The following is a 25,670-nucleotide window of genomic DNA, read 5'->3' as shown; positions in this document are numbered from 1 at the left end:
CCAGCGGAAACGCCACGGCCTCCAGACCGCCACCCTCTTGACGAGCAAGGACACCCTCATCTGATGGCAGTGACCCAGCAGGAGATCGAGAACCGCTTGTGGGACGCCGCCGACGAGCTGCGCGTGGCGATGCCCGAAGCGCAGTACTCCTCGGTCGTCTTCCCGCTGATGTTCTGGAAGTACCTGTCGGACACCTGGGAGCACCAGCACCAGGAGTTCCTGGCCGACAACGAGGGCCTGGAGGGCCTCTCTCCCGAGGAAGCCCGAGAGATCGAGTACCGCGACTACCAGTCGTTCGAGATCCCGTTCATCCACCCCGGCACCGTCCAGGAGCGTCGCGCCTCCTGGTCGTCCATCCTCGCCACCGTCACCCAGCCTGGCCTGGGTCAGCGGGTCCGCGCCTCCCTGCAGGCCATCGAGACGGCCAACCCTGACAAGTTCTCCCGCCTGTTCGGCAACATGACGTGGGCCTCCGAAGAGGTGCTGTCGAGGGAGGTGCTGGCGGCGGTGATGCAGGCGATGGACCGCACCCCGAAGATGCACGAGGGCAACATGTCCCACGACGTGCTGGGCGGCGCCTACGAGTACCTGCTGAAGCGGTTCTCAGACGGATCCGGTACCCGCGCCGGCCAGTTCTTCACCCCGCGCGAGGTTGTCGAATTGATCGTCGAGGTCCTGGACCCCAGGGGCCACGAGTCGGTGTACGACCCGACCTGCGGCTCGGGCGGCATGCTCATCGCCTCCGCTAACCTCCTGAAGGCCCACGGCGGGCGTGGCTACACGCTCAAACTGCACGGGCAGGAGGCCGTATCAGACACCGCGGGTGTGGCTCGCATGAACCTCTTCATGCACAACCTCACCCAGTTCCAAGTCGAGGTCGGCGACACCCTGAAGGACCCGCGCTTCAAGAAGCCGGATGGATCCATCGCGCAGTTCGATGTGATCCTCGCCAACCCGCCCTACAGCTTGAAGTGGAAGCCCTGGACCAACGACCCGCGCGCCATCGGCGGTGTCGCACCGCAGTCGTCGGCGGACTGGGCGTTCGTGCAGCACATGATCGCCAGCATGGACCCGAAGAAGGGGCGTGCGGGCGTCGTCCTGCCTCACGGTGTCCTCTTCCGCGGCGGGCAGGAGGCAGCGATCCGCCAGCAGGTCCTGGACGATGACCTCCTGGAAGCCGTGATCGGGTTGCCAGCGAACCTCTTCTATTCGACTTCCATCCCAACCTGCATCCTTGTGTTTCGTGCCCCTGGCACCAAGGCCGAGGAGCGCCAGAACGGGGTGCTGTTCATCGACGCCTCCAAGCAGTTCACCAAAGCAAAGAACCGCAACGTCCTGACTGAGGCGGACATCGCCGATGTGTTGACTGCCTACCAGTCAAAATTCGACGCCGACGGCAACCCGGTGGGCCTCAATGGAACAGGTGGGCTCTCGGCGCGGCTCGTCCCCACCACGGAGGTCGTGGCGAACAGGTACGACCTCAACATCGGCAGGTACATCAAGCAGGCCGCAGCTGAGGCCGAAGACCTCGGCACCCTCATCGAGGCGTACAACGTCGCCCGAGCCGAGCGTCAGAAGACCGAGCAACGGATGCTCGACGTACTCGCCGGCGCCGGGATCGAGGGCTTCGATGAGTGACGGCTATCCGCTTCGTCCGCTCGGCGAGGTGATGCGCCTCGACATCCAGCGCACACCGATGAAGCCTGCAACCACCTACCGCCTGGCCGGGGTCCTGAACGCAGGACAGGGACCGGTCGCTAAAGGCGAACTCGACGGCGGAGACACAGAATACGCGGCAATGAACGTGCTGCATGTTGGCCAGGTCGTGATGCGAAAACTGACCGCGTGGGAAGGCCCGATCACCGTAGTACCTGCCGAATTCGATGGATTCGTCGTCAGCAACGAGTTCCCGACGTTCACGCTTGGCCCAGAACTGATGCCTGACTGGATGAGGCACGTCTGTCGCTCACCGCGACTGTGGGCAGAAATGAAGAACCGAGTGAGCGGGACAGTCCAACGGCGCAAGCGTCTCAACCCAGAGCAACTCTTGCAGATCCAACTGCCGATCCCACCCCGTGAGGTACAAGCGCGGATCGTCGAGGTGCTCGACGCGATCGACGACCAGATCGCAGCACTCGATCGTGAATCAAGCGCTGCCGACACAGCCGCTGGCGCAATTGCCGAGTCGATGCTGGCCAATCATGCCCATGTCCGGGTCGGGAACCACCTTGATCGCATCGAGGGCGGTCGTAGTCCGCAGGCGGTCGATACACCGCCCAAAGAAGATGAGGAAGGCGTTCTAAAGGTCAGTGCGGTCGTAGCCTTCCATTTCGTCGCGGACGAGGCCAAGACGCTCGCCCCGGGAACAGAGATGCCAAAGTCGGCCGAGGTCCGGGCAGGAGACGTATTGATCACACGGGCGAGTGGCGCCATCAACCGCGTCGGCGCCGTTTGCCGTGTTCCCTCCGACGTTAGAGGCGGTCTATACCTGAGCGACAAGACGCTTCGTATGGTTCCCGCCGGTAGCCTTGACCCGGACTTTCTGGTTGTCGCTATGGCTCTTTCGGGGGTGCGGAGGCAGATCGTTATGGCTGCTTCTGGCTCGGCTTCCATGAAGAACATCAGCCAGTCGAAGATCGCTGGGCTCGAAGTGCCAATGCCTGAACTGCCTGAGCAGCGCAAGGTTGCTTCGACGGTTCTTTCGATGCGTTCACTCGGAAGGGCGTCTCGCGCAGAGGCGGACACGCTCCGCCAGGTCCGTGTCGCTCTGCTGTCGGGCCTGTTGAACCAGAGCATCACCATCGACGTTTAATCCGACCAGGGGGGTCCGAGGCGTGGCGAAGGGTATTCGGGAACGCGAGTTCCAGAACCAGATGATCCAGTGGTCCTTGCCGATGGGTTGGGATTACGCCGCGGGGCGAGCGTTGCCGCGGGAGACCATCCAGACGGTGGTCGTCTCCCACTTGCGTGAGGCCATCATCAAGCTGAACCCCGGGGTGATCGACGGGTTTGACCTGGACGTGGTGGTCGATGAAGTCGTGGCCACCGTCACCGCAGTCGAAGGCGGACTCGTCCGGGCCAACGAGCAGGTGCTGCGTCTGTTGCGAGGGCGGAAGGAGTTCCGGGACAACGACGGCGTGTGGCACACGCTGAAGTTGATTGACTACGAGACGCTGACTGCCAACACGATGGTCGTCTCGGACGAGGTCACCATCAGCGTGCCAGGCAAGACCTCCCGCCGGTTCGACCTCGTGTACTGGGTCAACGGCCTGCCTCTGGTAGTGGTCGAGGTGAAGTCCCCGACCGCGAAGTCCGCGTGGGCGGACGCCGCCCGCGAGATCAACGACGTGTACGCCACTGAGTACCCGTGGTTCTTCACGCCCAACGTCTTTGCCGTCGCCACGGACGGCCTGAACCTGCGGTTCGGTGCCGCCGGCGCGCCCACGAACCTGTGGCAACCGTTCCGGTCCACCGACGACGACGAGAACCTGTCCGGGCACGCGGACGTCAAGCGCTCCGTCGAGTTGTTGATGGACCCCGCCACGGTTCTGGACATGCTCGCCAACTTCGTCCTCTTCGACACCGCCGGGGGAGGGACCGACAAGAAGTACCTCCCCCGCTACCCGCAGATGGAAGCTGCGCACCTGATCCACGAGCGCGTCCTGCAGGGCGGCTCGAAGGGCCTGGTCTGGCACCACCAGGGCTCCGGGAAGACCCTGCTGATGGTGTTCGCCGCCGCGCTGCTACTGGCCGACACCCGTACCGAGTCGCCCACGATCATCCTGCTCTCGGACCGGAATCACCTCGTCCGACACACCTCAGGGGTATTCACCTCCGCGATGGGGGACGCGTACTTCCACAAGCCTTCGAACAGCCAAAAGCTGCGCGCCCTGCTGGCCGACGACGTGCGTGGCGTCATCTCCACGACCGTCCACAAGTTCGCCGAGGCCGGCAAGAATCTGTCGGTCCGGAGCAACATCATCGTGCTCGTCGACGAGGCACACCGCACCCAGTCCTCCGATGAAGAGTCCCTGGCCGGGCAGATGCGCGCAGCGCTGCCCAATGCAAGGTTCTTCGGCATGACCGGCACCCCTATCAGGAACCTCGCCACCGACACCTTCGACCTCTTCGGAGAGGAGGCCGACCCGGGCAGGGTGCTGCACCGGTACTCGGTGTCCCGATCTCTGCTGGACGAGGCGACCGTCCCGGTCATACTGCATCCGCACCCGGTCTCCTTCGAGATGGACGACCAGGCGTTGCAGGCCGAGTTCGACGAGTTCGCTGACGACTTCGACCTTGACGACCCCGACCGCGAGGCCCTGTCCCGTAAGTTCGGACGCCTTACCTCGGTGTTCGCCAACCCCGACCGTATCCACACGGTCTGCCAGCACATCGTGGACCACTACCTGGCCGGCGCCTACCGCAACGGCCTCAAGGCGCAGGTCGTCGCTTACAACCGTGAGCTGGCTGTGGCGTACACGGACAAGATCAACGAGCTGCTTGCCGGCTTCGAGGCATCCCAGGTGCTCGGCGAGGTCGGAAAGCATCAGCGGATCACTGCAGAGGTGAACATCTCCGTCTCGGACTCCAAGACCGAAGACGTACACATGAAGTCGTACCAGCTCTCGGAGACCGAGGAAGAGGAGCAGAAGCGGCGGTTCCTCAGCCCGGACGACCCGCTGTGCTTCCTGGTGGTGACCGCGAAGCTGATGACTGGGTTCGACGCTCCCAACGAGGGTGTCCTCTACCTGGACAAGCCGCTGAAGGCCCACAACCTCTTCCAGACGATCACTCGTCCGAACCGCACCTGGGTGTCACCGACCGGTTTCGTGAAGACCTCCGGCGTGGTCGTGGACTACATCGGCCTGGCCGAGGAAGTGCAGCGGGCCGTGGTCGACCCCACCGCGGCTGGGCCCAGCAAGGGAGGCGGGTTCGTCACCGACCTGTCCGAACTGGTCGCCGAATTCCGACTCGCCTTCGCCCGGATCGAGGACCTCCTCGCGGACGTGGACGGCGTCGACCTGACGGTCCACGGATATCAGTCCGTCCGAGCCATCAACATCTTCCTGGACGCCAACCCGGACGCCGCCGAGGTGTTCAGCAAGGACTACCGACTCCTGGCCCGCCTGTACCCGTTCATCAACACTGACAAGCGGGTCGCCAAGTACAGCGACGGCTTCGGACTGTTCGGGTCCGTGTACACGACCCTGTTCAAGAAGTCCTCCGACGAGGAGAGGAAGGAACGGCTGGCCGAGCTGGGACCGATGGTCCTGGAGATCATCAACGCCCACGTCCACTCCTTCTCCGTGGTCGCCTCTCAGGAGGAAACCCTCGTTCTGGACGCTCAGGGCATCACCATCCTCAAGGAGCTGTTGGCGCTCGTCCGCCCCAAGACCGACAAGGATGGCGGCGAAGACGCATCTCCGCCGTCAGCGGCGGAGATCCTGGACCACATCAAGGCTGCCCTCGACAAGGGCGTCGAACCGGGGTCCGCGAAGTACACCGCCCTCGCGGAGCGAATCAAACAGCTGCGCGACCGGATCATCCAGAATGCCCAGGACGCACTGGACTTCCTGTCCGAAGCGCTTCGCGTGGCCCGGGCCATCGTCAACGCCGAGAAACACCCCGATGAAGCCGTCGTCGTGCTGGACGACGACCACATCGGCGTCCTCTCGCGGATAATCCACGACCACGCACCCGCCGGCCTCACCATCACGGAGCGGAACCTGGCCGAGGAAATCGACCAGGTAGTCACCCGCACCCTCGCTCGGGCATGGGACAACGCCGACGCCCGCAACCGAGGCGCCCGCCGCGCCACCGCTGCGGTCTTCCGCCGTTACGCACTGAAGCCGGTAGGAGAGCCGTACGACTCCACCGTCGCCTACATCGAAGCCCACTACCTCGTCGACTGACGAATGCGCGGAGGCCCGGCAACCCGTGGCGGTTGCCGGGCCTCGTCGCTCTGTGCAGACCCTGGCCCATCCCCGGATGCACACCTGACTGGTGATCCAGTGCGGTTCTCCCCTGGTAGGTAGTGCTCCAGGCACTACCACTCGTCCGTGTCGCCGTACTTCCCTGGGTTCCGGGCACGGTCCACAGCCTGTGCACAAGCCTCGACGAAGGCCGCCTCCACGGCGTCCTTGTCCGTGCCTCGCACCTGAGCCTCGACCTCCTGGCCCGTGCCGGGTCGTCGGGCCGTACGCCAGGCCGCGGTGCGGTCGGTGTAGCGGTCGGTCTCGAACTCCCAGGCCGGCACGGACCACTGCTCCGGGACCCCGGTCGCCGCGCGCTCGCCGCCGGGAAGGAACAGGGCTCGGGCGCGAAAGACCACGGCCCGATTGGGCACGCGGTCGCGGATGGCACTCGCGCCGTCGGGGCCCTGGTGTTCCCAGCGCCAGCGGTCCCATTCCTCGACCTCGGCGGTGTGGTCGGGCCAGTCCTCGCTCCACCGTGCGACGACCTCGTCGGCGTGCTCGCGGTGGAGGAAGGGCACACATCGTTCGCCGAGGCGGGCGACGTGGACCACCAGGTCGGCGGGGACGGGGCTCTGGCCGGCGTCCGGCGCGGCACTTTCCGCAGCCTGGTCCGTGCCCCACAGGAGGCCGCCGACTTTGGCGGCGGTGTCCTTGAGGACGCGGCTGGTCAGGTGCTGGTAGCGGCGGCGCATCCGGGCGGACTTGCCGGGCTCCCAGCCCATGATGGCGTCGACGACCGCGTCGGAGACGCCAAGGATGAGAAGGACCGTCGCTGCTGTGTGCCGGGCGTCGTGGAGACGGGCATCGCGGACGCCGGCGGCCTTCAGCAGCTCCTTCCACTTGTGGTAGTCCGTGTTCGGATTCAAGGGCTCGCCGGTCGGCGAGGTGAACACGTACCCCTTCTCCGTCCACAGGTCACGAGCCCGGGCTCGCTCGCGGGCCTGCTCCTCCTTGTGCTGGCGCAGGAGCTGGAGGAGTTCGTCCGGGGCGCCGATGGGTCGCTGGCCGGCGCGGGACTTGGCGTTCTTCGTCTCGCGCCGGGTGTTGATCTTCTGGGGACAGAAGCCCGGCTTGCGACCGCAGCGGTCGCCGCAGCCGTGCTTGTAGCGGGGCCGCAGCCGGCCACGGCGTACGCGGATGACTCCGAGCTCGAAGTCGACGTCGGCCCACTGCATGCCGAGCACCTCGCCCTGGCGCAGGCCGAGGGCGAGCGCGATGACCCAGCGGGCGGTGTTGCGGTGCTTGGCGGCTTCGGCGAGCAGGTGCTGGACCTCTTCGACCGTGTACGGCTCGACCTCCTCCTCTTCGACCTTGGGGGCCTTGGCGATGGAGGCCGGGTTCGCGGTGAGGTGCTTGCGGCGCACTGCCTCGTTCAGCGCCGTGCGGATCGTGCGGTGGGCCTGGTGGGCGGTGCCGGCGGCGCTGCCGTTGTCCTGCATCTTCTTGTAGAAGCGCTCCAGGTGCTCGGGGTCGAGCTTCTCCAGGCGGTGGGCGCCGAGGCCGGGGATGAGGTGGTGGTAGACCGCCACCCGATAGCCGTCGATCGTGTTCTCCGAGACGTGCGACGCGGCGATGTTCTCGACCCAGTGGGTGAGCCACGTCTTCACGGTCCACGACTGGCCGGCCTTGCGGACGGCACCGTTGTCGCGCTGCCGTTCCAGCTCGCGTACGAGCTTGGTGACCTCGGCGCGGGTCTTGCGGCCGACGTGGCGCCGGTCCGGGGTGCCGTCGTCCTTGACGCCGACGGTGACGCGGCCGTGCCAGCGGCCGTCCTTGCCGAGGTAGATGGACGAGGCGCCGTTGGGCTGGCGGGGCTTCGGTACGGAGGCTCGCGTCACGCGGCGGCCCCGAAGTCGGTCGCCGACAGACGGCGGGCCAGGAAGTCGTTCACCGCCTCCGCTGGGATGCGCCGCAAGCTGCCGATCTTGACCGAGGCGATCTCGCCGGAGGAGACGTACTCGTACAGCTTGGTGCGTCCAATGCCGATCCGGCGAGCTGCCTCGGCAACGGTGAGGGCGACCAGGGTCGTGTCGCCGGCGGATCGCCGCTCGACCATCAAGGTGCGCAGGGCGTCTTCGGGGACGTCCAGGAGGTGGGCTATCTGGGAAATGGGCAGCGCGGGCTGCGGCATGGGGTACTCCTCCCGCCGGCATCGCGGCGTCGCGGGAGCGGCAACTCCCGTCGGCCTGGCCGGTGGCGTCGTTCAGGGATGGATGGGTCGGTGGATGATCGTCGGCGACTGATGTCACCGTGCGTGGGGGTTCTCGGCGTTCGTAGCGCCGTGAAAGGGGCAGCGGCCGACTATTCGCCGGTGGGTGGCTGCCCCTGGTTTCGCAGGTGTGCCCGGGATGGGTGCAGGCTCCTCTGCAGGGCCCGTTCTTCGAGCCGGAGGAGTTCGTCGACCTGTCCTCTCTGCTCGGGTCCCTTGTCCCCGTAGGCGTTGAGTTCCATGTCGATCTCGTGCAGGTGCATCTGGTTCCGGTCGATCGCCGCTCGCAGTTGGCGGTACTCCCGCGTCATCTGCACGTACTCACGGGCAAGCTCGCGAATGCGGGGCGTGGCCAGCTCTCCTGGCGGCCCCGTCAGGTCCTGCATGGTGATGTCGAAGACCTTGCAGAAGCCGAGCGCCTCGTCGAGGTTGACCCTGCGACGGGGCTTGCCACTCTCGATGCGCCAGATCGCCGACTGGTTGATCGGATGGCCGGCGGCGGCCATCTCCTCGGCGAGCTTCACCGTGCTCCAACCGCGGACCTCGCGCTCCAGCTTGATGCGTGCGGCAACGTGCTCCTCCAGCATCGGACGACCGGGGCCGGCGCGCTCCGCACCTTCCTCACCGCTCATGCGCACCTCCCTTCACGCGACAACCGGGTCCACTGGGGCCAGCGTCCACAACTAAACATCATTGCGGAGTGAAATGCAAGGCGTTGCGCTGCCGAAAATCTCGGCTATGGTCGTAGTCCGCCGTACAGCGGTGGACGGATCCGCACACGCAAGCGGCCCCGGTGCTACGAACACCGGGGCCGAAGTAGAGGCTCCACCGCACAACCATCCATCCCTGAACGATCGAAACCGGAGGCCGGGGTTGCCGCCCCGTAATGGCCTGCCGGGTGAGGAGCTCTATGCCTCAGGGTACGACCCTGCCGCCCCAGACGCCATCCCGCTTCGACGAGGGCCCCACGCCGATGGAGCCCCCGTTCAACGTGGACGCCGAGTGCGCGGTCCTCGGTGCCTGCATGCACCAAGCCGACATCATCGACGCGGTCCGACCCATCCTGGGAGACGACGCCTTCTACCGGCCCGCGCACGAGACCATCTGGCGCGCGCTCCTCGCCCAGCACCGCGAGGACAAGCCGACCGACCCGATCGTCCTCACCGAGCTGCTCCAGCAGCAAGGGGACCTGCAACGGGTCGGCGGTCACGCCTACGTGTTCCAGCTCGCCAACGCGCCCTACGGCACCGGCAGCGCAACGCACCACGCGGAGATCGTCCGCGAGAAGGCCGACCTGCGCCGCCTGGTGACCTCCGCCGTACGCACCCTCCAGCGGGCCCAAGAGCCCGGCGCGGATCCCGAGGCGATCCGCAGCGAGGTCGAAGCGGAGGTACGCGCCGAACGCGAACGCGCACTCGCCTCAGGACAGGGGCGGCTCTCCCGCTTCGCCACCGACGGCTGGTCGTTCGTCAAAGAGAGCGGCGCGGACGCCGAGCCTCTGTGGGGCACGCGTGAGAAGACCATCTGGGCCCCCGGCGAGAGCCTGATGATCGTCGGCGCTCCGGGCGTCGGCAAGACCACCCTGGCCCACCAGGTGATCTTCGCCCGCATCGGCCTGCATCAGACCGCCCTGGAGATGCCCGTCGCCCCCAGCAGGCGGGTGCTCTACCTGGCCATGGACCGCCCCAAGCAGATCGCCAAGGCCATGGCCCGCCGCGTCTTCCCCACCGACGAGAAGATCCTGCGCGAGCGGCTCGTGGTCTGGGAGGGCCCGCTGCCCGCCACCCTCGACAAGGAACCCGACCTCCTCGCCGACCTCGCCGCCGCCCACCAGGCCGACACCATCGTGATCGACAGCCTCAAGGACGCGGTCAGCACGATGGTCGACGACAGCCTCGCGGTCGCCTTCCACAACGCCCGCATGCGCGCCCTTCGCAACGGCGTGGAGATCATGGAGCTGCACCACCAGCGCAAGGCCACCGCCGACGCGCCCCGCGGCCAGCGCCCCAGCCTGGACCAGGTCTACGGCTCCACCTGGATCACCGCCGGCGCGGGCAGCGTCCTGTTCGTCACGGGCCGGGCAGGCGACCCCGCGGTCACCCTGCACCACCTCAAGACCCCCACCGGGGAAGTCGGCCCCCTGGACGTCACGCACGACCACCAGCGCGGCACCACCACCGTCGACCCCACCAAGGACCCCGCCGTCCTGCTGCGCAACGCCCCCAACGGGCTGACCGCACGCGACCTGGCGACCGTCCTCATCGGCGGGGGCGACCCCGAACGCGCCGACGTTGAGAAGGCGCGACGCCACCTCGGCCGCCTCGTCGACAGCCGGCCTGGCCACCAAGGCCGACGGCATCGCCGGAGGGGCCGGAGGCGGCCAGCAGGCCCGCTACTACGCCTCCGCCCGCCACCTCACCGCCGTCGGCTGAGCCCCGCACCGACTCCCTGAAAGCGTTCACGCGACCGTACACGCGGCCCCCGCGCCAGCACACCGCCGTGAACCGCTCACAGCGCACACGCTCACCGAAAAACCGCAGGTAGAGCGATCACGCGACCGTCCACGCCGTACACGCACCCAAGCGATCACGCGCGGGGCCCCCTTTAGAAGGGGGCCCGCGTGTACGCCCCCCTCCGTGAACGTCCCTCACTACCACCCCACAAGCCCCACACCATGCCCCTGGAGAGAACGGCTTGCCCTCCCCTGCCCCGATATCCCTCGCCGCTGTATGCGGCACCACCGCGATCCTGCCTGACTGGGCCACCTCCCCCGCACTGACATGGGTGCTGCTCGCATTGCTCGTGCTGCTCGCCCTGTTCGCTGCCTGGCTGATGCGGCAGCAGCGTCGGCAGCCGTCCGGCGCCAACCGGTGGCGCGCGACCATCGCCGTGCGCGTCGCCGCCATGGCCGCACTCGGCTGTACCGCCTACAGCGCGGACACCAGCTGGCGGTTCGCCGCCGACTACCTGGACATGGGCAGCACCGTCGAGCGCGCCTTCATGTTCGCCACCGCCGAGCTGGCCTTGTTCGCCATGGCCTTGATGGCGCGCCAGAACCTGAAGGGCCCCAAGCAGGCGCCGGGCCCGCCTGGCGTCCTGGTGTGGGTGATCACCGGAGCCCAGATCATCCCCGCCTACGCCGAGTCCGGCCCCATCGGAGGCACGGTCCGCGCCCTGATCGGCCCGGTCATGGCAGCAGTCCTCTGGCACCTGGCCATGGGCATCGAGCTACGCAACCACACCCCCGAGGCCGCCTCCCGCAGCCTTCTCGCGATCCTCGGTCGGCAGGCACGCGAGAGGCTCCTGGCACGCCTGGGCATCCACGACCAGGACGCCGATGCCGCACGGCTCATCCGCGAGCGCGCCCTGAGCCAGGCCGTCACGTTGATCCTCCGGATCGAAGCGATGCCCGAGAACAAGCGAAACAAGGGGCGCGGCCGGCGCTCAACGCGGCGGCTGCACGAAGCACTGGAGAGGGCCGACGTCGATGGCGATCCTCACCAGGACGAGCTGCTGCTGCGCAAGCTCGGGACCCGACGGCAGGCCACCCAACTGGCCTCGCTCCCGCTGCCCGACCGGTGGAAGACGCCCGGCGACCCAGTCAGCCAGCCCCGCACTGCCACAGCGAAGCGGGCAAGGCCCGATCGCCCGAAGACCGTACCGAATCCGGGCGATGAAGACGCTCATCCGTCGGACCGCCCGGAAACCACCGCCCGCCCTCAATCCGCTACTGAGCAAGGCGCGGAGGCGAATACGGGCACGGATGCCGGTGCCGATCCGGGCAAGGAGTCGGGCCCGAGGCGCCCGGGTCGCAAGCCCGACCTGCCGCGGGATGCCCTCATCGCGTACGCGGAGAGCATCTACCGCGAGACGGGCCGCCTCTCGCGCGACGTCCTCAAGGCAGCCGTTCGCGCCGACGGCCACCAAGTCGGCACCGACCTTGCCCAGAGCGTCGTCAACGCGGTCAAGGCCGAGCACCAGGACTCCGCCCGCCCAGGCCACCCCCACTGAACTCTGCTCCCTCACCCCCAATAACTACCCGTCGCTGAAAGGCCCTTCTGCCATGCCCCGTTCGACCTCGTCCGCCTGTACCTGCAACTACGACGCCTACCCGATCTGCACCGCTCCGGAGCACGACGAGATGAGCGTGCTGCGTTGCGCCATCCTCACCCTGCTGGACCAGGGCCGATGGATGGCCAGCGACGACATCCCGCTGCCCGACATCCTCTCCGCCGGCGGCGACTACCTGAGCCGTCTCAGGGGCACCGGTGACGGGATCCCGGTGCCCGCCGTCGAGCACTGGGCCTGGCTCGAGGCCGAGCTGCGCCTGGTTGTCGCCCGCGCCGCCGGGCTGGACGCCGTCAGCACCCTCGATCCGCGCATCGACGGCGTCCTGGCCACCGCCGCCCGCCTCCCGGAGCGCCGTCAGGTGAAGCTGCTCGACCTCGCCGCCCAGCAGTTCACCAAGCCCCACACGCAACCGCGCTCCGCCTGAACCCACCGACCCTGTAACCCCGACACAAGGACATCCCGTAGTGCACGACCAGCGCCCCGAACTCCCCCCGTCCCAGGAGCAGACGATCGCCACACCTGTCACACGCGCAGCAAGTTGGAGGTTCGGACACTCCCCCGCTGGGGGTGCGTCTGAACCAGTGCCCGCCCCGGGGGTGGCGGGCAGCCTCCCGCGCCAGGGGACACGGGAGGCAGGGGCTGCGACCGGGGGCGGATCGCAGTCTGGCAGGCGCAGGGGCAAAGCCCGTATCCGCGCGCCCAAGCAGCGTCCCGCGCACAGCGTCCGCCTGAGTGAACCCGAGTTCGACGTCATCGCCGCCGGCGCCGAAGCGGTCGGCATGAGCATCGCCGGCTTCCTCGCCCACAGCGCCCTTGCCGCCGCCCGCGATCTCGACCGCACCGCAGCCATCATCGCCACCCGTCAGGACACCCTGACCGCCCTCTTCGCGCTCCGGCGCCAGCTCGGGTACGCGAACAACAACCTCAACCAGGCCGCCCACGCGCTCAACAGCGGCGCCTACCCCGACGGCCTGGAGGACACCATCGCCGCCGTCAAACGTGCCGTCGACGACGTCCGCCACATCACCGCCCGCCTCACCGACCCGAACACCGAAGGCACCGCCGCTTGATCCCCTCCATCCACAAGCAGGGCCGCGACACCGCCCGCCTCCTCGCCTACCTCTACGGCCCCGGCCGCCGCGAGGAACACACCGACCCCCACCTCGTCGCCTCGTTCGACGGCCTCGCCCCCGACCCCGGCCGCGACCCGAACGCCACCCTCGCCGACCTCGCCCGGCTCCTGGACGAACCCCTGCACCTCCTCGACGACGACACACGCCCCGCTACACACGTGTGGCACGCCTCCGTCCGCGCCGCCCCCGGCGACCGCACCCTCACCGACGCCGCGTGGGCCGACATCGCCCGCCGCGTCATCGCCGCCACCGGCATCGACCCCGGCGACGGCGCAGGCTGCCGCTGGGCAGCCGTCCGCCACGCCGACGACCACATCCACCTCATCGCCACCCTTGTCCGCGAAGACGGCCGCCGCCCCGACCACCACCGCTCCGCCAAACGCGCCCAGGCCGAATGCCGCCGCATCGAAGCCGACTACGACCTGCACCGTGTGAAGGCCGGCGACGGCACGGCCGCCAAGCGGCCCACCAGCGCCGAACGCCACAAAGCCGACCGCCGTGGCCGGCAGCGCACCTCGCGCGAGGAACTGCGCGAGACCGTTCGCCGCTCGGTGGCCGGCGCGGCGAGCGAGGAGGAGTTCTTCGACCGCCTCGCCGCGGCCGGCCTACTCATCCGGCGCCGCATCGCACCATCGGGCGACACCCTCGGCTACACGGTCGCCCTGCCCGACGACCGCAACGCCAAGGGCGAGCCCGTCCTCTACTCCGGCTCCAAACTCGCCCCAGACCTCTCCCTGCCCCGCATCCGCGAACGCTGGACCCAGACATCGGACGACGCCACGCAGCAGTCGGCCCAGCCGTCGGTGACCGGGCCCGCGTCCGCACGCCGACGCGCCGGCACCGCCGCCTGGCAGGCACTGCTCGTCATCGACCACGGCGACGACAACGTCATCGCCGCGCAGATCGCCGCCACCGGCGAAGTCCTCGACGCCCTCGCCCAGACCTCCGCCTCCCACACCCGCCACGAACTACAGGCAGCAGCCACCGCGTTCGAACGTGCTTCCCGCTCCCACATCCGCGCCGCACGCGGCCACGACCGTGCCCTGCGCCAAGCCGCCCGCGACCTCGTCCACAGCGGCCCGGCCCTCGGCCGAGGCGAGGACGGCGCCACCACGGCCATGGCGCTCGACATGCTGATCTTCCTCGCCGTCGCAGCCGCGCACTGGCACGCCAAGAAGCAGCACGCTCAGCAGGCCGAGGCCGCAGAGCGAGCAGCCGAGCACCTGCGCGTGGCCTACCAGGCCGCCGCCAAGCACCCCATGGCCATGCTCCACCAGCGAGGCGCCCGCCTGGCCCCATCCTGGCAACGCCACCACTCCGCCGTCGTACGCCAAGCCCTGCCCGAACTGGCCGACCAGATCCTCGCCGAACCCAGCTGGCCCGCCCTCGCAGCCACCCTCGACGAAGCCCGAACCGCCGGTCACGACCCCTCCACCCTGCTCGCCCGGGCAGCCGCCCGGCGGGAGCTGGACACGGCGGAACACATGAGCGACGTGCTCGTATGGCGGCTGCGGCGAATGGCCGACCTTCCCGCCGATCCCCAGAACTCCCAGAGCCGGCGAGCCAGCGGCGCCCTCGCCGTCTCCACGCCAGGACACCCCGCCCACATCGGAACCAGGCCCGCGAAGAACTCCCCGCGCCGACGCTGAGCCGCAAAACCCGAGCCGGTGAACATATCCGACGATCGCCGGTTAGCCCAACCGGCGGTTCTCCGGACCATAGACGCATCGGTATTCGTCTCGTCCCTCTTGAGGAGAACCTCTATGCCCGACTCCACCCCTCGTCCCCACGTCATGGCGCTGCTTTTCGACATGGACTTCAAGGGTCCGGCGGATTCCCTGGTCTTCCGCCATCTCGATGGGCGCCTGTTCACTGAGGAGGAGCAGGCCATCGCCCGTGGCGCAACCATCGAAGAACTCCAGGCCGCTGGCGCCCACGTTCACAACCCCGAGTCCGAGGCCGAAGCAGATGCAGCCGTACTGAAGCTGACCGAGCTGCTGTTCAAGTACGTCATCCCGCACCGCAAGGTCCTGATCCCCTTCATGACCCACGAGGACATGCTCGAGTACGGCCGGTTGGAGACCATTGTCGCTGCGGGCGCACACTAGTTCCGCCCTCACAAGGACTGAGCACACAGGCACGGCACCAGCTCAAGAACCGGCGGCCGGTGGTCGGGAGTGCTCCCCACCACCGGCCGCACCCCGTCGTCCGACCGGACGGCCCCGCTCAAGTCAGACCGCGAGACCACTGTCCCAGCCGCCGCCATCGCCGACGACCGTGAGCTGGTCGCAGAGCTGTTCGCCGCCCGCCGACGCCTCGGGCAGGTCGGCTACAACTTCAGAACGCTGACCCGGCTTCCGGGAGGCGGCGCGACCGGTCGTGGACGCATGCAACAAGCCCGGCCCTCCTTTATTCGAGGTGGGCCGGGCTTGTTGCATCGGCAAGAGAACAGCCCGCCGTCAGCCGGCTGGAGCCCGCAGAAGCCGTTCCTGAGTGCTCTCGGGCAGCACCCGGCGCAGGACCGGGGCCGTAGAACTCAAGGAATCGGCGAACGCAGCGACGAGGTCGTGCGGCACGCTGGCGCCGAACGAAGCGGCCCACAGATAGCCTGCGCCAGGCACCGGCTCGGCCCATGCCTGCCACCCAGCCAGGACCGCCTCGTCAGGCTCGGCCACCAGGGCGAGCGGGTCGGCGTCCTGAATGAGGGGCGGCACCTCGCCGAGGTGGACGTGGGAGGCGAAGGTCGGGTCCACCGCGCCCGCGCCGGACGCGTCGATGTCCCGGAGCCAACCGTGCGCCGTAACGGCGTCGAGGATCAGCTCGGGGCCGCCGAGTGAAACGGCGGGCTTATCGCGGGCGTCGAGTGCGACGAGGAAGTCGGCGAGGACCTCCCCGGGGACATCGGGGGTGAAGTAGGCAGACCACTGGGCGAGCGGGCTGCTCACGTCCGTACGAGCGGAGACCTGCCAGGCGATCGGCAGACCCCCCAGGTGAAACGGCTCATCCGGCAGGACCCATTGGGCCCAGCGGAGAGTGTCGGGGCTAATGTGCAGGACGGTGCTGCGCAGGACCTGACGGTCCTCCGGCGCCTCGTCCGGCACCCGTCGCCCGCGGACGATCGCCAGGCTCGTCCAGCCCAGCTCGGTGAGTGTGTCGGCGACGGTGTCGTACAGGCGTACGTCGTCACCGGCCAGGTGCCGGGGACCTACCCAGTACGCGGACTGGACGCCAGCCGGAGTGGGGCCAAACGGGAAGTCGGGATACAGGGGCGCCTCCAAGGGCTCGTGGGTTCTACTTGCCGCCGGCGATGCGGCGGTGTGCGCGGCGGCGTCATGGACGGAAGACCTGCCAGGCAACCTTGCGGCGACCTTGGATGGCAGATGGCCGGCCTGAGTGTCCGTGGCCCGAACGTCGACACAGGCGACGGGCCGACCGGGGATTTCAGACTCGAGCGTCTGGCGTCACGCCCGCCGGGCGGTATCCAGCACGCGTGCTACGGCGACGGCGACAATATCGGCCGGCGTTTCGGCGCCGAATGAAATCTGGTAGCCGCGTACTTTGGCTGTGCCAGTTACGGCGATCTTCCATCCCTCCCCCTCGGTGCCAGGGTGGCCAAGCGGGAACCATCCGAGATAGAAGCGGCCGTCCTTCGAGTTGACGTGCACGTCCGCGCGGTCGTCCACGACCAGGTTGAAATCGTGGGCGGAGAACTGATCCATCACAAGCGCTGGCTGGCCCGGGCCGAGCTGCCACTCACGCAAGCGCAGGGCTCCGACGCTGGTCGAGAATCCGGGACTCGGGGGCGTCGCAGTCACAGGCAATCACCTCCATGACCTGGGCGTTTACAGAAGGTCGTCTACGTTGACATTCCTTGCTCGCGTTGGCCACTCATTCGTGGATCTTCGCTGTCTGCCTCCGGCGAACTACGGTGCAGCCACTCCTGTGGGATCTCAAGTTCGACTGCACAATCTCACCGCCCGCTTCGTATCGACTGCACTCTCGACTCGCCGACGAACCGCCGCTGTCCTGTCGCATTGAAGCTGTCGGATTCTCACTCATTCTCATTCGCGGTGTCGTATTCTCGCTGCGGCATTGCTGAACGGCGGAATCCGCACGCGTCGTGTCTACGCTTGGCCTCGTGGACAACAGCGTACCGATCTGGGTCTGGCACTACTTCTCCTTGGACCATGCCCGCGCCGCGAGCTCTTTCTCCCGCAAGTGCGGCGAACTGGAAGCCCTGGCACCGAGCTCCGGTGCGGAAGACACCGCGCCCATCGGCACCAGGTCGGACCACCGCTCCTACGCGACATCTTCCGTGCTCGCGTCCGGAGCCTTCATCGAGGCATGCATCAACGAGTTCATCCTCACGGCCTCAAGAGACGATCTCGCGCACGTCGAAGGCGCCGAAGCCCGGACAGGACTGGAGCTGTACGAACGGCAGCAGATCACGGCCGCTAGCAGGGACCTCTGGAAGGAGTCCAAAACGCTTGAGCGATACCAGAAGGTGCTGCAGTTGCTCGGGCGGGAGCAATTCGACCGTGGCGCCCGTCCCTTCAGCGAAGCAGCCCTGCTCATGAGGCTGCGCAACGAGCTGGTTCACTACAAACCTCAGTGGCGCCCCGAGCACAGCGATGAGCGGCGGAGTACTGACCAGCACAACTTGGTGGTTGGGCTCATGGAGCGGAAGTTCACGCCGAACCCCTTCTACGCCGACTCCATGAACCCCTACTTCCCGGAAAAGTCCCTCGGCCACGGCTGCGCCAGCTGGGCATGGAACAGCGCCCTGAAGTTCGCCGACTGCTTCTTCAGCCGCGCAGGAACCACCTGGATGTACGAGAACGCCCGAGACGCTCTGCAGCCCTGAGTGCCTGATTCTGCCTCTATCGCGAACGAGACTTCCGCAAAAGCCAGGTCGACTGAGAACACCGACCCCCAGCAATTGCAAACTACCTGGCACCCCAGCAGGTCAAGGGCTCGCCATCTGACAGACGCAACGTGCCAGGACAGCCGCAGCACCTCCCACCTTGTCTAGGGTCACGCCTCCCTATCCGCCTCACGCTCCGCGCGGGGACCATGCGTGAGCTAACCTGCCCGCATGCGCGGACAGTTCACCGGCTGGCCGGAGCAGGCCATGGACGTGTTGTGGCAGCTCCAGGGCGAACCGACCCACGCGATCCGCGAGCGCTATCGCACGGATCGCGAACGCCTGATCCGGCAGCCGATGATCGCCTTGCTCAACGAGGTCGCGGACACCGACCCCCGATACGAGGACTTCTCCGTCTGGCACTACCGCACCGACTCCTGGTGGTGGCAGCACCAGAGCGCGGTGATCCGGCTCGGCCGCAAGATCGAGATCGGTCTCCGGTTCTCTCTGGACGGCCTGCGGATCCAGGGCGCCTGGTGGTACCCCGATCCCGGCCAGGTGGACATGTTCCGCAAAGCCGTGGCCTCCGAGGGGAGCGGCCGCGAACTGTCCGCCATCGTCGAGGACGTGCGGAAGAAGGGCTACGACATCTCCGGGGACGTGATGAAACGCCCCCCGCGCGGCTATCCCACGGACCACTCCCGTACGAACCTGCTGCGCCACCGTTCACTGATCGCCGCCCGTCCCCTCGGCTGCGAGGAGTGGCTGCACACCCCCGAGACAGTCGACCGGGTCCTCTCGGCCGCCGCCGACCTGGACGCCCTGCTGATGTGGCTGGTCCGCCACGTGAAGCGCGCCGCCTGACGTCACGAGGGTGCCGCGCGGCACTGGAGGATCCACACCCGTGTCGCCAAACCTGGCGGGGATGCACCGCGAGCCGAGACAACCGCAGATGAAGCAGCGTGAGGCACCACGAGAAGTCGCAGGTCACAGCCTCGGTGTATGCAGCGAAGCGCGAGCCCCTACAGCTCCCCAAGCTGGAGGCTCACGAGGGTGGTACGACACGAAGCACGATTCAGACCCCACGGGCCGAGAGGCTCACGGACTGCCGGACTGCGTGACGCTCCGTGCGAGTTGGCCCACGATGTTCAGGACGCCCTGCCCGAAGCTGGTCGGAGCGATCAGCACGCCGAACACCAGCACCACGATCACGGTCAGCTTCTCGTCCAACCGGCTTCGGGCCTGTGTGCGTCGGCGTAGTCGCAGGACGATGACGACAGCCAGAAGGACCGCCACGTTGATGGTCAGAATCACCCTGCCAGCCCTCCTGTCAGGCAAGACAACGGACATCCCAGCCTTCCTGCATAGTCCGAACTGGGCGGTGAAATGGTTCGGTCACCAGCGGTTGGCAACAAAGCGCTGGTCTTGGGCTGGATTTGCCAGGCACCTGTCACGTCAGGACAGGGCAGTCGGCCGGCGTGGCGGCGGGATGCGGTCGAGCAGGTCCCACAAGGGGCGGGATCCTGCGGCCCACTCGCCGAGCACACGGCGGTCGACGAGGTGGATTCGGTGCTGCTTACCCCAAGGGATCGCTTTGGAGGAGAAGCGGCCGTTAGTGAGGACGACCGCGACGTCCGCCCCGTGGATCTGCCGTGCGGTGCCGTTGACCTGCTGCAGCACCCCAACGCCGACGGCGGAACCGCGGTCCCCATCCCGGCGGTGCTTGCACTGGATCGCCCAGACGCGACCGGCGGGGTCGACGGCGCGTACATCGCAAGCGTCGTCGCCAGCACCTCCGAGCTGCTCGGCCTTGCAGCCGTCGCGGCGCATCAGGTCCCGTACAGCGAACTCGAATGCACGGTGATCCAGTGCATCGAGCTCGGCAATCCGCAGCCGCAAGGCTTGGGCGCGTACGCGAGCCCAAACTGCCCGCTGCTGCGCCTTCTGGTACCAGAGGCCACCCGCAGCCGAGGCGGCCACGGCGACGATGACGAGGACCCACCAGTGCGTGAGCAGCCACTGCACGACGGCGGCGAGTAGGCCGACCGCCACGACCACACCCACGACCAGGGCGACCTGCTCGTCCTGCTTCTTGGATCGGCGAACCGGTCGGCGTCGGGCAGAGCGCCGTATCGGGCGGCGGCTCATCGAGTCCCACCCAGCTGCGCCGGGGCGGAGGAAGTGGACAGGTGCGCCGTGCACGGGGCACCGCCTACCGCAGCTGATCCCACATGCCACCGTGTCTGCGCCCACACCGGGACGTCACCCCAAAAAACGTAGTCCGCAAGCTGAACCGCCATGAAGGAATTCCCCCTCTGTCCAAGACCGTTGGTGCATCCCCGCGCCGGTCGTATGACAGCACGCACCACCGACAGCATGTAAGAAGTCGATCACCAGGAGTGATGGGTTTTCGGTCAGAAGAACCCCGCACGCCATCCGTCGCTCTTCGTTCGACCTGCTCGTTTACGGGCTCGACCTACCAGCTTCAGCCGTTTCGAGGCTTGGGGCGAGAACGAGCAATGCACACAACTGCTATGCCGCCAGGGCCGAGCGCGTCGCCTTCCCCTCTTCCTCGATGACGCGAGCGATCTCCGGCCACGGAGCGCGCAAGGCACCGAAGAGCGACCAGTAGTCGTAGGCGGCTCGAACCATGGCGCTGACGCCGAGGCGGGTGGCTTCGGGATCGATGGCGCCTATGACGCGCCGTGTGATTCCGCCGGCACCCTGGGCTGCGGGGGCGATCCCGTGGCCGAGCAGGAGTGTGGCGGTACGGATGGCATCCAGCGTCGGTGGTGTCGCCATCTGCGCGAAGCGCCCGAAGATCAGGGGGTGCCAGCTCGCCCTGGTACGCGCCCAGGCCAGGCGTTCCAGCCCAGTGCCGAGGTCAACGGCCATCCGGTCCGGGTGATCCGTGTTCCACAGGAGGACGATGTCGCCGAGGGTGAGGTCCAGGTGGCGGAAGCGCAGTGTGATGCCTTCGACCTGCCGTCGGCGCCACGGGGCGAGCGTTCCGTAGATGCTCAGGTGCCGTGCGTGGAAGCCGAGTTGGGAAAGGACGGTCAGCCAACCGTCGAGGATGGCGCCATATTCGTCCAGGCCGCCTATGGGTTGGACTCGGGAGACATTGACGAAGGAGGTCAGGAAGCCGTCGAACAACTGGCCTTCCGCGTCCCGTTGGCCGGTGAAGCGGACGACCGGCTGCGGGATGAATCCGCTTCGATACGTGCGGGGTTGGCCGTCCTTGAGGACCGGGTCCAGGGCCTGGATAGCGGAGATCGTCAGTTCGGTCTCCCTGCCCCACCGGAGTGGGAGGCAGGCGTCACGTGGGGCGCCGTCCCGCGCGAAGCCGGCTTCCAAGGAGTCGAGGATCTCCCTCCACGTGGGTGATCTGCGTGGCGGCTGGTAGGGGCTGCCCCGGTGCGGGTGAAGGATCTCGATGTGCGGGCCGTCGGCCGTGAACTCCCAGTGGGGGCCTAACGCGGCGCTCAGTACGCCGGGTATCCGCTGGGCCAGGTCGTCTCCGACGGTGCCGGCGGCGCGGGTCAGCACGATCGGGCCGACATCGCCTGGAAGTGGCGCGCCGGGTCGAAGCGCTGCATTCCGATCGCCTGGACGCTCTGGTGGTCGAGGCTTTCCGCCTGTTCGATCGCGTCGGCGAGCCTTCGTGCCGCGGTCTCGTCCTCCTCCCTGGGGTCGACGACCGCGACCGCGCCCGTCTCGTCGCACAGGGCGGCGTGGGCGCAGGTTCCTTCGCGCCAGGTCAGGGCGGCCATGGGGGTGCCGGCGCGGAGGGATTCTCCGAACACCGCGGCACCGGCCTCCACGTACGGCCGGGCGTACGTGTAAACGAAGACCGAGGCGTCGGCGATCGCTGCGGTCTTGGCGGGACCGCCGAGTTCGCCGATCCACTTCACGTGGTCGGCGCTGAAGAGCCGTTCGTGGCGTCGCACGTACGCCTCGTCGAAGACGGGGCCGACGATCCGAATGCAGCGCCCAAGGATCTGGGCCGCCCGCACGGCGATGTGCGGCGCCTTCTCCACGTCGATCCGGCCGAGCCAGACGAGATCGGTGCCCGCAGTGGCCGGCGGCTCCTCCTCGTCGAGGCCGAGATGGACGGCGAGCTCAGGGATCGGCTGGTGGTCCGCGTACCGTTCGATCATCTCGGGCGAGTAGCAGTACAGCCGGGAGCGCTGGCCGTCAAAGGCGGTGGCGGTGTGCTGGAAGACGGGCGAGTGCTGGAAGGTGGCGACGTCGCAGTCTAGTTCATTCCAGGTGCGCGTCCACGCGGGAAGCGACGGGTACTCGTGGCCGACGACCAGGAGGTCGTACCCCGTGTCGCGCAGCTCGCGCTCGGCGAGCGATCCGGTGGAGATGTCCTCCAGGCGGACCGGCTTGCGGACCCAGTCGTGTTCCAGGTCCGTGAGCCAGCCCGGCCCGAGGAGGTGTACGTCGGCGCCTGCGGCACGGGCGCCTACGGCGACCGCCCACAGCCATCGTTCGATCCCGCCGTAACCGGCGGGCGGAAAGGCGTAGCTACCAGGGAAGTCGCAGACGCCGACGAGCACGTTATGCCTCCGGTGTTCCGTCCGCCGAGATACGGCGGAAGCCGAGATACGGGAAGAGTGATTCGGGCAGGACGATCGAGCCGTCCTGCTGCTGGCACTGCTCAAGGAGCGCGGCCAGGGTGCGGCCGACGGGCAGACCGGAGCCGTTGAGGGTGGCGACGAGCTTGGGCTTGCCGTCCTCGCCGCGGGTCCGGATGTTCGCCCGGCGGGCCTGGAAGGTTCCGAAATTGGAGACCGAGGAGATCTCGCGGTACGTGTTCTGGCTCGGGATCCAGACCTCGAGGTCGTACGTGAGCTGGGCGGAGAAGCCAGTGTCGCCGGCGGGCAGCTTGATGACCCGGTAGGCGAGGCCAAGCTCCTTGAGGCACGCCTCGGCGTGGCCAACCATCTCCTCCAGCTCGGCGTCCGCCGTCTCCGGGTCGACGATCTTGACCATCTCGACCTTGGCGAACTGGTGCTGGCGGATGAGACCGCGGGTGTCGCGGCCGTACGAGCCGGCCTCGGACCGGAAGCACGGAGTGTGCGCCGTGAACGCGAGCGGCAGCTCGGCGGGCGGGATGATCTCGTCCGCGTAGAGGTTGGTCAGCGGAACCTCGGCCGTCGGGATGAGGAAGAGCTCACGGTCGGCGACGCCGGTCTTGAACAGGTCCTCCTCGAACTTCGGGAGCTGGCCGGTGCCGGTCATCGTCTTGCGGGTGACCAGGTACGGGACCGCGTACTCGACGTACCCGTGGCGGCGGGTGTGGATGTCGAGGAAGAGCGTGGCCAGGGCTCGCTCCAGAGCAGCGCCGGCGCCGCGGGAGACCGCGAAGCGCGGGCCGGACAGCTTGGTCGCGCGGCCGAAGTCGAGGATGCCGGTGGCCTCTCCGAGATCGACGTGGTCCTTCGGCTCGAACGGAAACGCGGGAGGCGTGCCGATGCGCCGGATCTCGATGGCGAACTCCTCGGAGTCGCCATCAGGCGCCGAGTCGTCCGGCAGGTTCGGGATGCTCAGGAGCAGATCACGGAGCTGGGCCTCGATCTCTTCCTGCCCCGCTTCGATGTCGCGGACCTGCTCCTTGATCTCGCGGGCGCGCTCCTTCAGCTTGCTGATGTCGCCGCCCTGCTTGGCCGTCTGCTGAACCTCACTCGCCACCCGCTTGGACTCGGCCCGCAACTCGTCAGCCGAGCGGATGTTCTGGTTCCGACGAGACTGGAGCGACTCCAGCTCGGACAGGTCCAGGGAGTAACCGCGACGAGCGAGCCGACGAACCGCTTCGGCACCCATTTCAATCAGGGCGCGGGCATCATGCATGAGGAAGATCCTTCTGATCCGGCGAGTGGTGGGATACGGGATCGACGGTAGCAACCGCGGCCCCTTCGCCGATCCGCATTACCTCCCTGCCACCAGAGCCGACCGCGTGATCGAGAACGCCAGTTTCAAGATCGTTCATCAGGACCCCGACGAATTCCGGCAACTCGTCATCGGGGATGGCGACGGGCTCGATGTACGGGGCTTCCGGGAAGAAGAGGGGCATGGCCCCGCCAGGAGTCCGTTCGCGGTGCCACAGAAGCACGGAGACCAGCAGGCCGTGGGCCACCAGGACGCGGGGGCCAGGGTGCTCCAGAGCCGCGAGCACCCCGGTGAGCATCCTGCGGATGCCCTCACGCTGCGACTCGCTGCCGCCGGGCGGCCGCTCGTGGGCGCCGTGCCCGTCGAGCCAGACGGCGTATTCCAGGAACGGGCTTCCCTCGAATTCCCCGTAGTCGAGTTCGTTCAGCCGCGGATCAGTGATCAGTTCCGGTCCAGGAACTCCCATCAGCAGGTTGGCGGTCTGCTGGGCACGGGGAAAATCGCTGGCCACCCACGTCTTCACGCTGTGGAGGGGAACGCTGCTCCAGCCCTTGCTCAGCGACCGACGGCCGTCCTCACTCAAGCGGATGGGCTTCGTCGGGTCGCCGTTGACCAGGTAGCGCCGGCTGTAATTCGTCTGTCCGTGACGGAGGACGTAGGTCGTCATGATCGGTTCCTTGGGATCGGCGCCGACAGCCACGCAAGGACTTCGGCCATCGTCGCTCCGCGTGGATCACCGGTTTCGAGGTAGAAGAGAAGGCCGTCCAGGGCCAGGGCTCGACACCACGGCGCCAGGACAGGCACGGGGATGCGGGAGATCCGGGCGGCAGCGGCCAGGCGGGCGTCCGTGCCGTGTCCAAGCTCGTAGTACACGGTCCAGAAGGCCCAATCGAAGGCCGCATCGCCCACCATCGGGAGGGGGTCGATCAGGCGAGGGTGGCCCAACCAGTCGAAGAGCACGTTCTCGCGGTAGAGATCCGCGTGTAGGACCGTCGCCCGACCGCCGTCCTCCTCCAGGGCCACGAGGGCCGGGAGAGCCGCGTCGACATGCTCCTGCCACTGGCCGACATCGACCGATTCCAGACGGCGGCGCACCCTCGGACGTACCTCCTGATGCAGGTACGAGGTCAGGGAAGGAAGCTCACGCGGTCGGCGCTGGCGCCGGCCGATGGTGTGGAGGCCCTGGAGGGCGGCGGCCACCGTCTGCAGCTCCCGAGGCGGCCGCTCGCCGCCACCAGGACGGCCCCCGATCATCTCCAGGGCCGCCACGGCCAGGTCATCCGCCGCCTCGACGACGCCTGCAGTCGGCCCGCCCGCCCACAGGCGTAAGGCGGTGACCTCGTTGCGGAACCGCGTGGGATCGGCCCACGCCTTGAGGAGCAGCGGACGACCTTCGAGGGTTCTGGCCATGACGACCACGGAGGCATGCCCGGCGTCGTGGTAGCCATCGAGGGTGAGCTTCCAGCGATCCGCAGCCTCCTCCAGCAGGGTGGGCACGGCATCGAGCCACACGGAGACTT

At 67.9% G+C, this 25,670-nt stretch carries 23 protein-coding genes and 1 pseudogene; 11 read left to right on the top strand and 13 right to left on the bottom strand.

Annotation, left to right across the window (positions count from 1 at the left end):
• The first annotated feature begins 63 nt into the window (after window positions 1-63).
• Genes AB0D99_RS14475 through AB0D99_RS14465 form a run of 3 tightly spaced genes read left to right on the top strand, consistent with a single transcriptional unit; the run spans window position 64 to window position 5,912 of the window.
• Window positions 64-1,638 carry a class I SAM-dependent DNA methyltransferase gene (locus tag AB0D99_RS14475; protein WP_362360421.1) on the top strand — a complete coding sequence of 525 codons (1,575 nt, stop codon included), beginning with the start codon at window positions 64-66 and terminating at the stop codon, window positions 1,636-1,638.
• The gene (locus AB0D99_RS14470; protein ID WP_362360418.1) at window positions 1,631-2,812 is read left to right on the top strand and encodes a restriction endonuclease subunit S; all 1,182 of its coding nucleotides are present in this window, start codon (window positions 1,631-1,633) and stop codon (window positions 2,810-2,812) included. Before AB0D99_RS14475 ends, AB0D99_RS14470 begins: the two co-directional genes overlap by 8 nt.
• 22 nt (window positions 2,813-2,834) lie before the next feature.
• Window positions 2,835-5,912, top strand: coding sequence for an HsdR family type I site-specific deoxyribonuclease (locus AB0D99_RS14465; RefSeq protein WP_362360415.1), 3,078 nt, complete (start codon window positions 2,835-2,837; stop codon window positions 5,910-5,912).
• Window positions 5,913-6,046: 134 nt separating this feature from the next.
• Here the strand turns inward: AB0D99_RS14465 and AB0D99_RS14460 are convergent, their stop codons facing one another.
• The 3 genes from AB0D99_RS14460 to AB0D99_RS14450 all read right to left on the bottom strand — a co-directional run bounded on the left by AB0D99_RS14460 (window position 6,047) and on the right by AB0D99_RS14450 (window position 8,816).
• Window positions 6,047-7,813, bottom strand: a complete 1,767-nt coding sequence (locus AB0D99_RS14460; protein ID WP_362360412.1) for a tyrosine-type recombinase/integrase — start codon at window positions 7,811-7,813, stop codon at window positions 6,047-6,049.
• The gene (locus AB0D99_RS14455) at window positions 7,810-8,106 is read right to left on the bottom strand and encodes a helix-turn-helix domain-containing protein (RefSeq protein ID WP_362360409.1); all 297 of its coding nucleotides are present in this window, start codon (window positions 8,104-8,106) and stop codon (window positions 7,810-7,812) included. Before AB0D99_RS14455 ends, AB0D99_RS14460 begins: the two co-directional genes overlap by 4 nt.
• A gap of 170 nt (window positions 8,107-8,276) precedes the next feature.
• On the bottom strand, window positions 8,277-8,816 hold the full coding sequence (locus tag AB0D99_RS14450; protein WP_362360406.1) for a helix-turn-helix transcriptional regulator: 540 nt from the start codon (window positions 8,814-8,816) through the stop codon (window positions 8,277-8,279).
• Between the two features lie 278 nt (window positions 8,817-9,094).
• On the opposite strand from AB0D99_RS14450, the pseudogene AB0D99_RS14445 reads away from it, so the two are divergent.
• From AB0D99_RS14445 to AB0D99_RS14420, 6 genes and pseudogenes are all read left to right on the top strand, one after another.
• Window positions 9,095-10,616 (top strand): annotated as a pseudogene (locus AB0D99_RS14445) (DnaB-like helicase N-terminal domain-containing protein).
• Between the two features lie 352 nt (window positions 10,617-10,968).
• Window positions 10,969-12,195: a hypothetical protein gene (locus tag AB0D99_RS14440; RefSeq protein WP_362360403.1), complete on the top strand. Its 1,227-nt coding sequence runs from the start codon at window positions 10,969-10,971 to the stop codon at window positions 12,193-12,195.
• Window positions 12,196-12,247: 52 nt separating this feature from the next.
• Window positions 12,248-12,679 (top strand): hypothetical protein, encoded by a 432-nt coding sequence (locus AB0D99_RS14435; RefSeq protein WP_362360400.1) that lies wholly within the window; start codon window positions 12,248-12,250, stop codon window positions 12,677-12,679.
• A 355-nt stretch (window positions 12,680-13,034) separates the two neighbouring features.
• A complete protein-coding gene (locus AB0D99_RS14430; protein WP_362360397.1) occupies window positions 13,035-13,325 on the top strand; it encodes a mobilization protein in 291 nt (96 codons plus the stop codon).
• Complete coding sequence (locus AB0D99_RS14425) at window positions 13,322-15,037, top strand: relaxase/mobilization nuclease domain-containing protein (protein WP_362360394.1); 1,716 nt, start codon at window positions 13,322-13,324, stop codon at window positions 15,035-15,037. The genes AB0D99_RS14430 and AB0D99_RS14425 overlap by 4 nt, the downstream gene beginning before the upstream one ends.
• A 114-nt stretch (window positions 15,038-15,151) precedes the next feature.
• Window positions 15,152-15,496 (top strand): hypothetical protein, encoded by a 345-nt coding sequence (locus AB0D99_RS14420; RefSeq protein WP_362360391.1) that lies wholly within the window; start codon window positions 15,152-15,154, stop codon window positions 15,494-15,496.
• Window positions 15,497-15,619: 123 nt separating this feature from the next.
• On the opposite strand, the gene AB0D99_RS14415 is transcribed toward AB0D99_RS14420, so the two are convergent.
• The 3 genes from AB0D99_RS14415 to AB0D99_RS14405 form a co-directional block, all read right to left on the bottom strand.
• A complete protein-coding gene (locus AB0D99_RS14415) occupies window positions 15,620-15,784 on the bottom strand; it encodes a hypothetical protein (protein ID WP_362360388.1) in 165 nt (54 codons plus the stop codon).
• Between the two features lie 63 nt (window positions 15,785-15,847).
• Window positions 15,848-16,666 carry a DUF317 domain-containing protein gene (locus AB0D99_RS14410; protein ID WP_362360385.1) on the bottom strand — a complete coding sequence of 273 codons (819 nt, stop codon included), beginning with the start codon at window positions 16,664-16,666 and terminating at the stop codon, window positions 15,848-15,850.
• A gap of 183 nt (window positions 16,667-16,849) precedes the next feature.
• A complete protein-coding gene (locus AB0D99_RS14405) occupies window positions 16,850-17,203 on the bottom strand; it encodes a DUF317 domain-containing protein (RefSeq protein WP_362360382.1) in 354 nt (117 codons plus the stop codon).
• A gap of 323 nt (window positions 17,204-17,526) precedes the next feature.
• On the opposite strand from AB0D99_RS14405, the gene AB0D99_RS14400 reads away from it, so the two are divergent.
• Window positions 17,527-18,252 (top strand): hypothetical protein, encoded by a 726-nt coding sequence (locus tag AB0D99_RS14400; protein ID WP_362360379.1) that lies wholly within the window; start codon window positions 17,527-17,529, stop codon window positions 18,250-18,252.
• A 231-nt stretch (window positions 18,253-18,483) separates the two neighbouring features.
• Entirely contained in the window at window positions 18,484-19,116 is a 633-nt protein-coding gene (locus AB0D99_RS14395) for a DUF2461 family protein (RefSeq protein ID WP_362360376.1), read from the top strand.
• A gap of 234 nt (window positions 19,117-19,350) precedes the next feature.
• Here the strand turns inward: AB0D99_RS14395 and AB0D99_RS14390 are convergent, their stop codons facing one another.
• From AB0D99_RS14390 to AB0D99_RS14360, 7 genes are all read right to left on the bottom strand, one after another.
• Window positions 19,351-19,563, bottom strand: a complete 213-nt coding sequence (locus AB0D99_RS14390) for a hypothetical protein (RefSeq protein WP_362360592.1) — start codon at window positions 19,561-19,563, stop codon at window positions 19,351-19,353.
• Between the two features lie 144 nt (window positions 19,564-19,707).
• Window positions 19,708-20,400, bottom strand: a complete 693-nt coding sequence (locus AB0D99_RS14385) for a restriction endonuclease (protein WP_362360373.1) — start codon at window positions 20,398-20,400, stop codon at window positions 19,708-19,710.
• Between the two features lie 384 nt (window positions 20,401-20,784).
• Window positions 20,785-21,801, bottom strand: coding sequence for a hypothetical protein (locus tag AB0D99_RS14380; protein ID WP_362360370.1), 1,017 nt, complete (start codon window positions 21,799-21,801; stop codon window positions 20,785-20,787).
• The gene (locus AB0D99_RS14375) at window positions 21,795-22,817 is read right to left on the bottom strand and encodes a glycosyltransferase (RefSeq protein ID WP_362360367.1); all 1,023 of its coding nucleotides are present in this window, start codon (window positions 22,815-22,817) and stop codon (window positions 21,795-21,797) included. The genes AB0D99_RS14380 and AB0D99_RS14375 overlap by 7 nt, the downstream gene beginning before the upstream one ends.
• A gap of 1 nt (window position 22,818) precedes the next feature.
• Window positions 22,819-24,111 (bottom strand): serine--tRNA ligase, encoded by a 1,293-nt coding sequence (gene serS, locus AB0D99_RS14370; RefSeq protein WP_362360364.1) that lies wholly within the window; start codon window positions 24,109-24,111, stop codon window positions 22,819-22,821.
• Window positions 24,104-24,817 (bottom strand): histidine phosphatase family protein, encoded by a 714-nt coding sequence (locus tag AB0D99_RS14365; RefSeq protein ID WP_362360361.1) that lies wholly within the window; start codon window positions 24,815-24,817, stop codon window positions 24,104-24,106. Before AB0D99_RS14365 ends, serS begins: the two co-directional genes overlap by 8 nt.
• Window positions 24,814-25,647 (bottom strand): aminoglycoside phosphotransferase family protein, encoded by an 834-nt coding sequence (locus AB0D99_RS14360; protein ID WP_362360358.1) that lies wholly within the window; start codon window positions 25,645-25,647, stop codon window positions 24,814-24,816. Before AB0D99_RS14360 ends, AB0D99_RS14365 begins: the two co-directional genes overlap by 4 nt.
• Window positions 25,648-25,670 lie beyond the last annotated feature (23 nt).

Origin of the sequence: Streptomyces sp. NPDC047971 (genome assembly GCF_040653355.1) — a bacterium.
Lineage (GTDB): Bacteria > Actinomycetota > Actinomycetes > Streptomycetales > Streptomycetaceae > Streptomyces.
Note: the sequence above shows the minus strand (reverse complement) of the source record. Positions and strands in the feature narration are given on the sequence as shown.

Excerpts from the sequence above, each read along its gene's own strand:
- AB0D99_RS14420 (WP_362360391.1), top strand. The coding sequence starts at position 15,152 with ATGCCCGACTCCACCCCTCGTCCCCACGTCATGGCGCTGCTTTTCGAC.
- AB0D99_RS14430 (WP_362360397.1), top strand. The coding sequence starts at position 13,035 with ATGAGCATCGCCGGCTTCCTCGCCCACAGCGCCCTTGCCGCCGCCCGC.
- AB0D99_RS14450 (WP_362360406.1), bottom strand. The coding sequence starts at position 8,816 with ATGAGCGGTGAGGAAGGTGCGGAGCGCGCCGGCCCCGGTCGTCCGATG.
- AB0D99_RS14455 (WP_362360409.1), bottom strand. The coding sequence starts at position 8,106 with ATGCCGCAGCCCGCGCTGCCCATTTCCCAGATAGCCCACCTCCTGGAC.
- AB0D99_RS14435 (WP_362360400.1), top strand. The coding sequence starts at position 12,248 with ATGCCCCGTTCGACCTCGTCCGCCTGTACCTGCAACTACGACGCCTAC.
- AB0D99_RS14475 (WP_362360421.1), top strand. The coding sequence starts at position 64 with ATGGCAGTGACCCAGCAGGAGATCGAGAACCGCTTGTGGGACGCCGCC.
- AB0D99_RS14385 (WP_362360373.1), bottom strand. The coding sequence starts at position 20,400 with ATGAGCCGCCGCCCGATACGGCGCTCTGCCCGACGCCGACCGGTTCGC.
- AB0D99_RS14395 (WP_362360376.1), top strand. The coding sequence starts at position 18,484 with ATGCGCGGACAGTTCACCGGCTGGCCGGAGCAGGCCATGGACGTGTTG.
- AB0D99_RS14470 (WP_362360418.1), top strand. The coding sequence starts at position 1,631 with ATGAGTGACGGCTATCCGCTTCGTCCGCTCGGCGAGGTGATGCGCCTC.
- AB0D99_RS14365 (WP_362360361.1), bottom strand. The coding sequence starts at position 24,817 with ATGACGACCTACGTCCTCCGTCACGGACAGACGAATTACAGCCGGCGC.
- serS (WP_362360364.1), bottom strand. The coding sequence starts at position 24,111 with ATGCATGATGCCCGCGCCCTGATTGAAATGGGTGCCGAAGCGGTTCGT.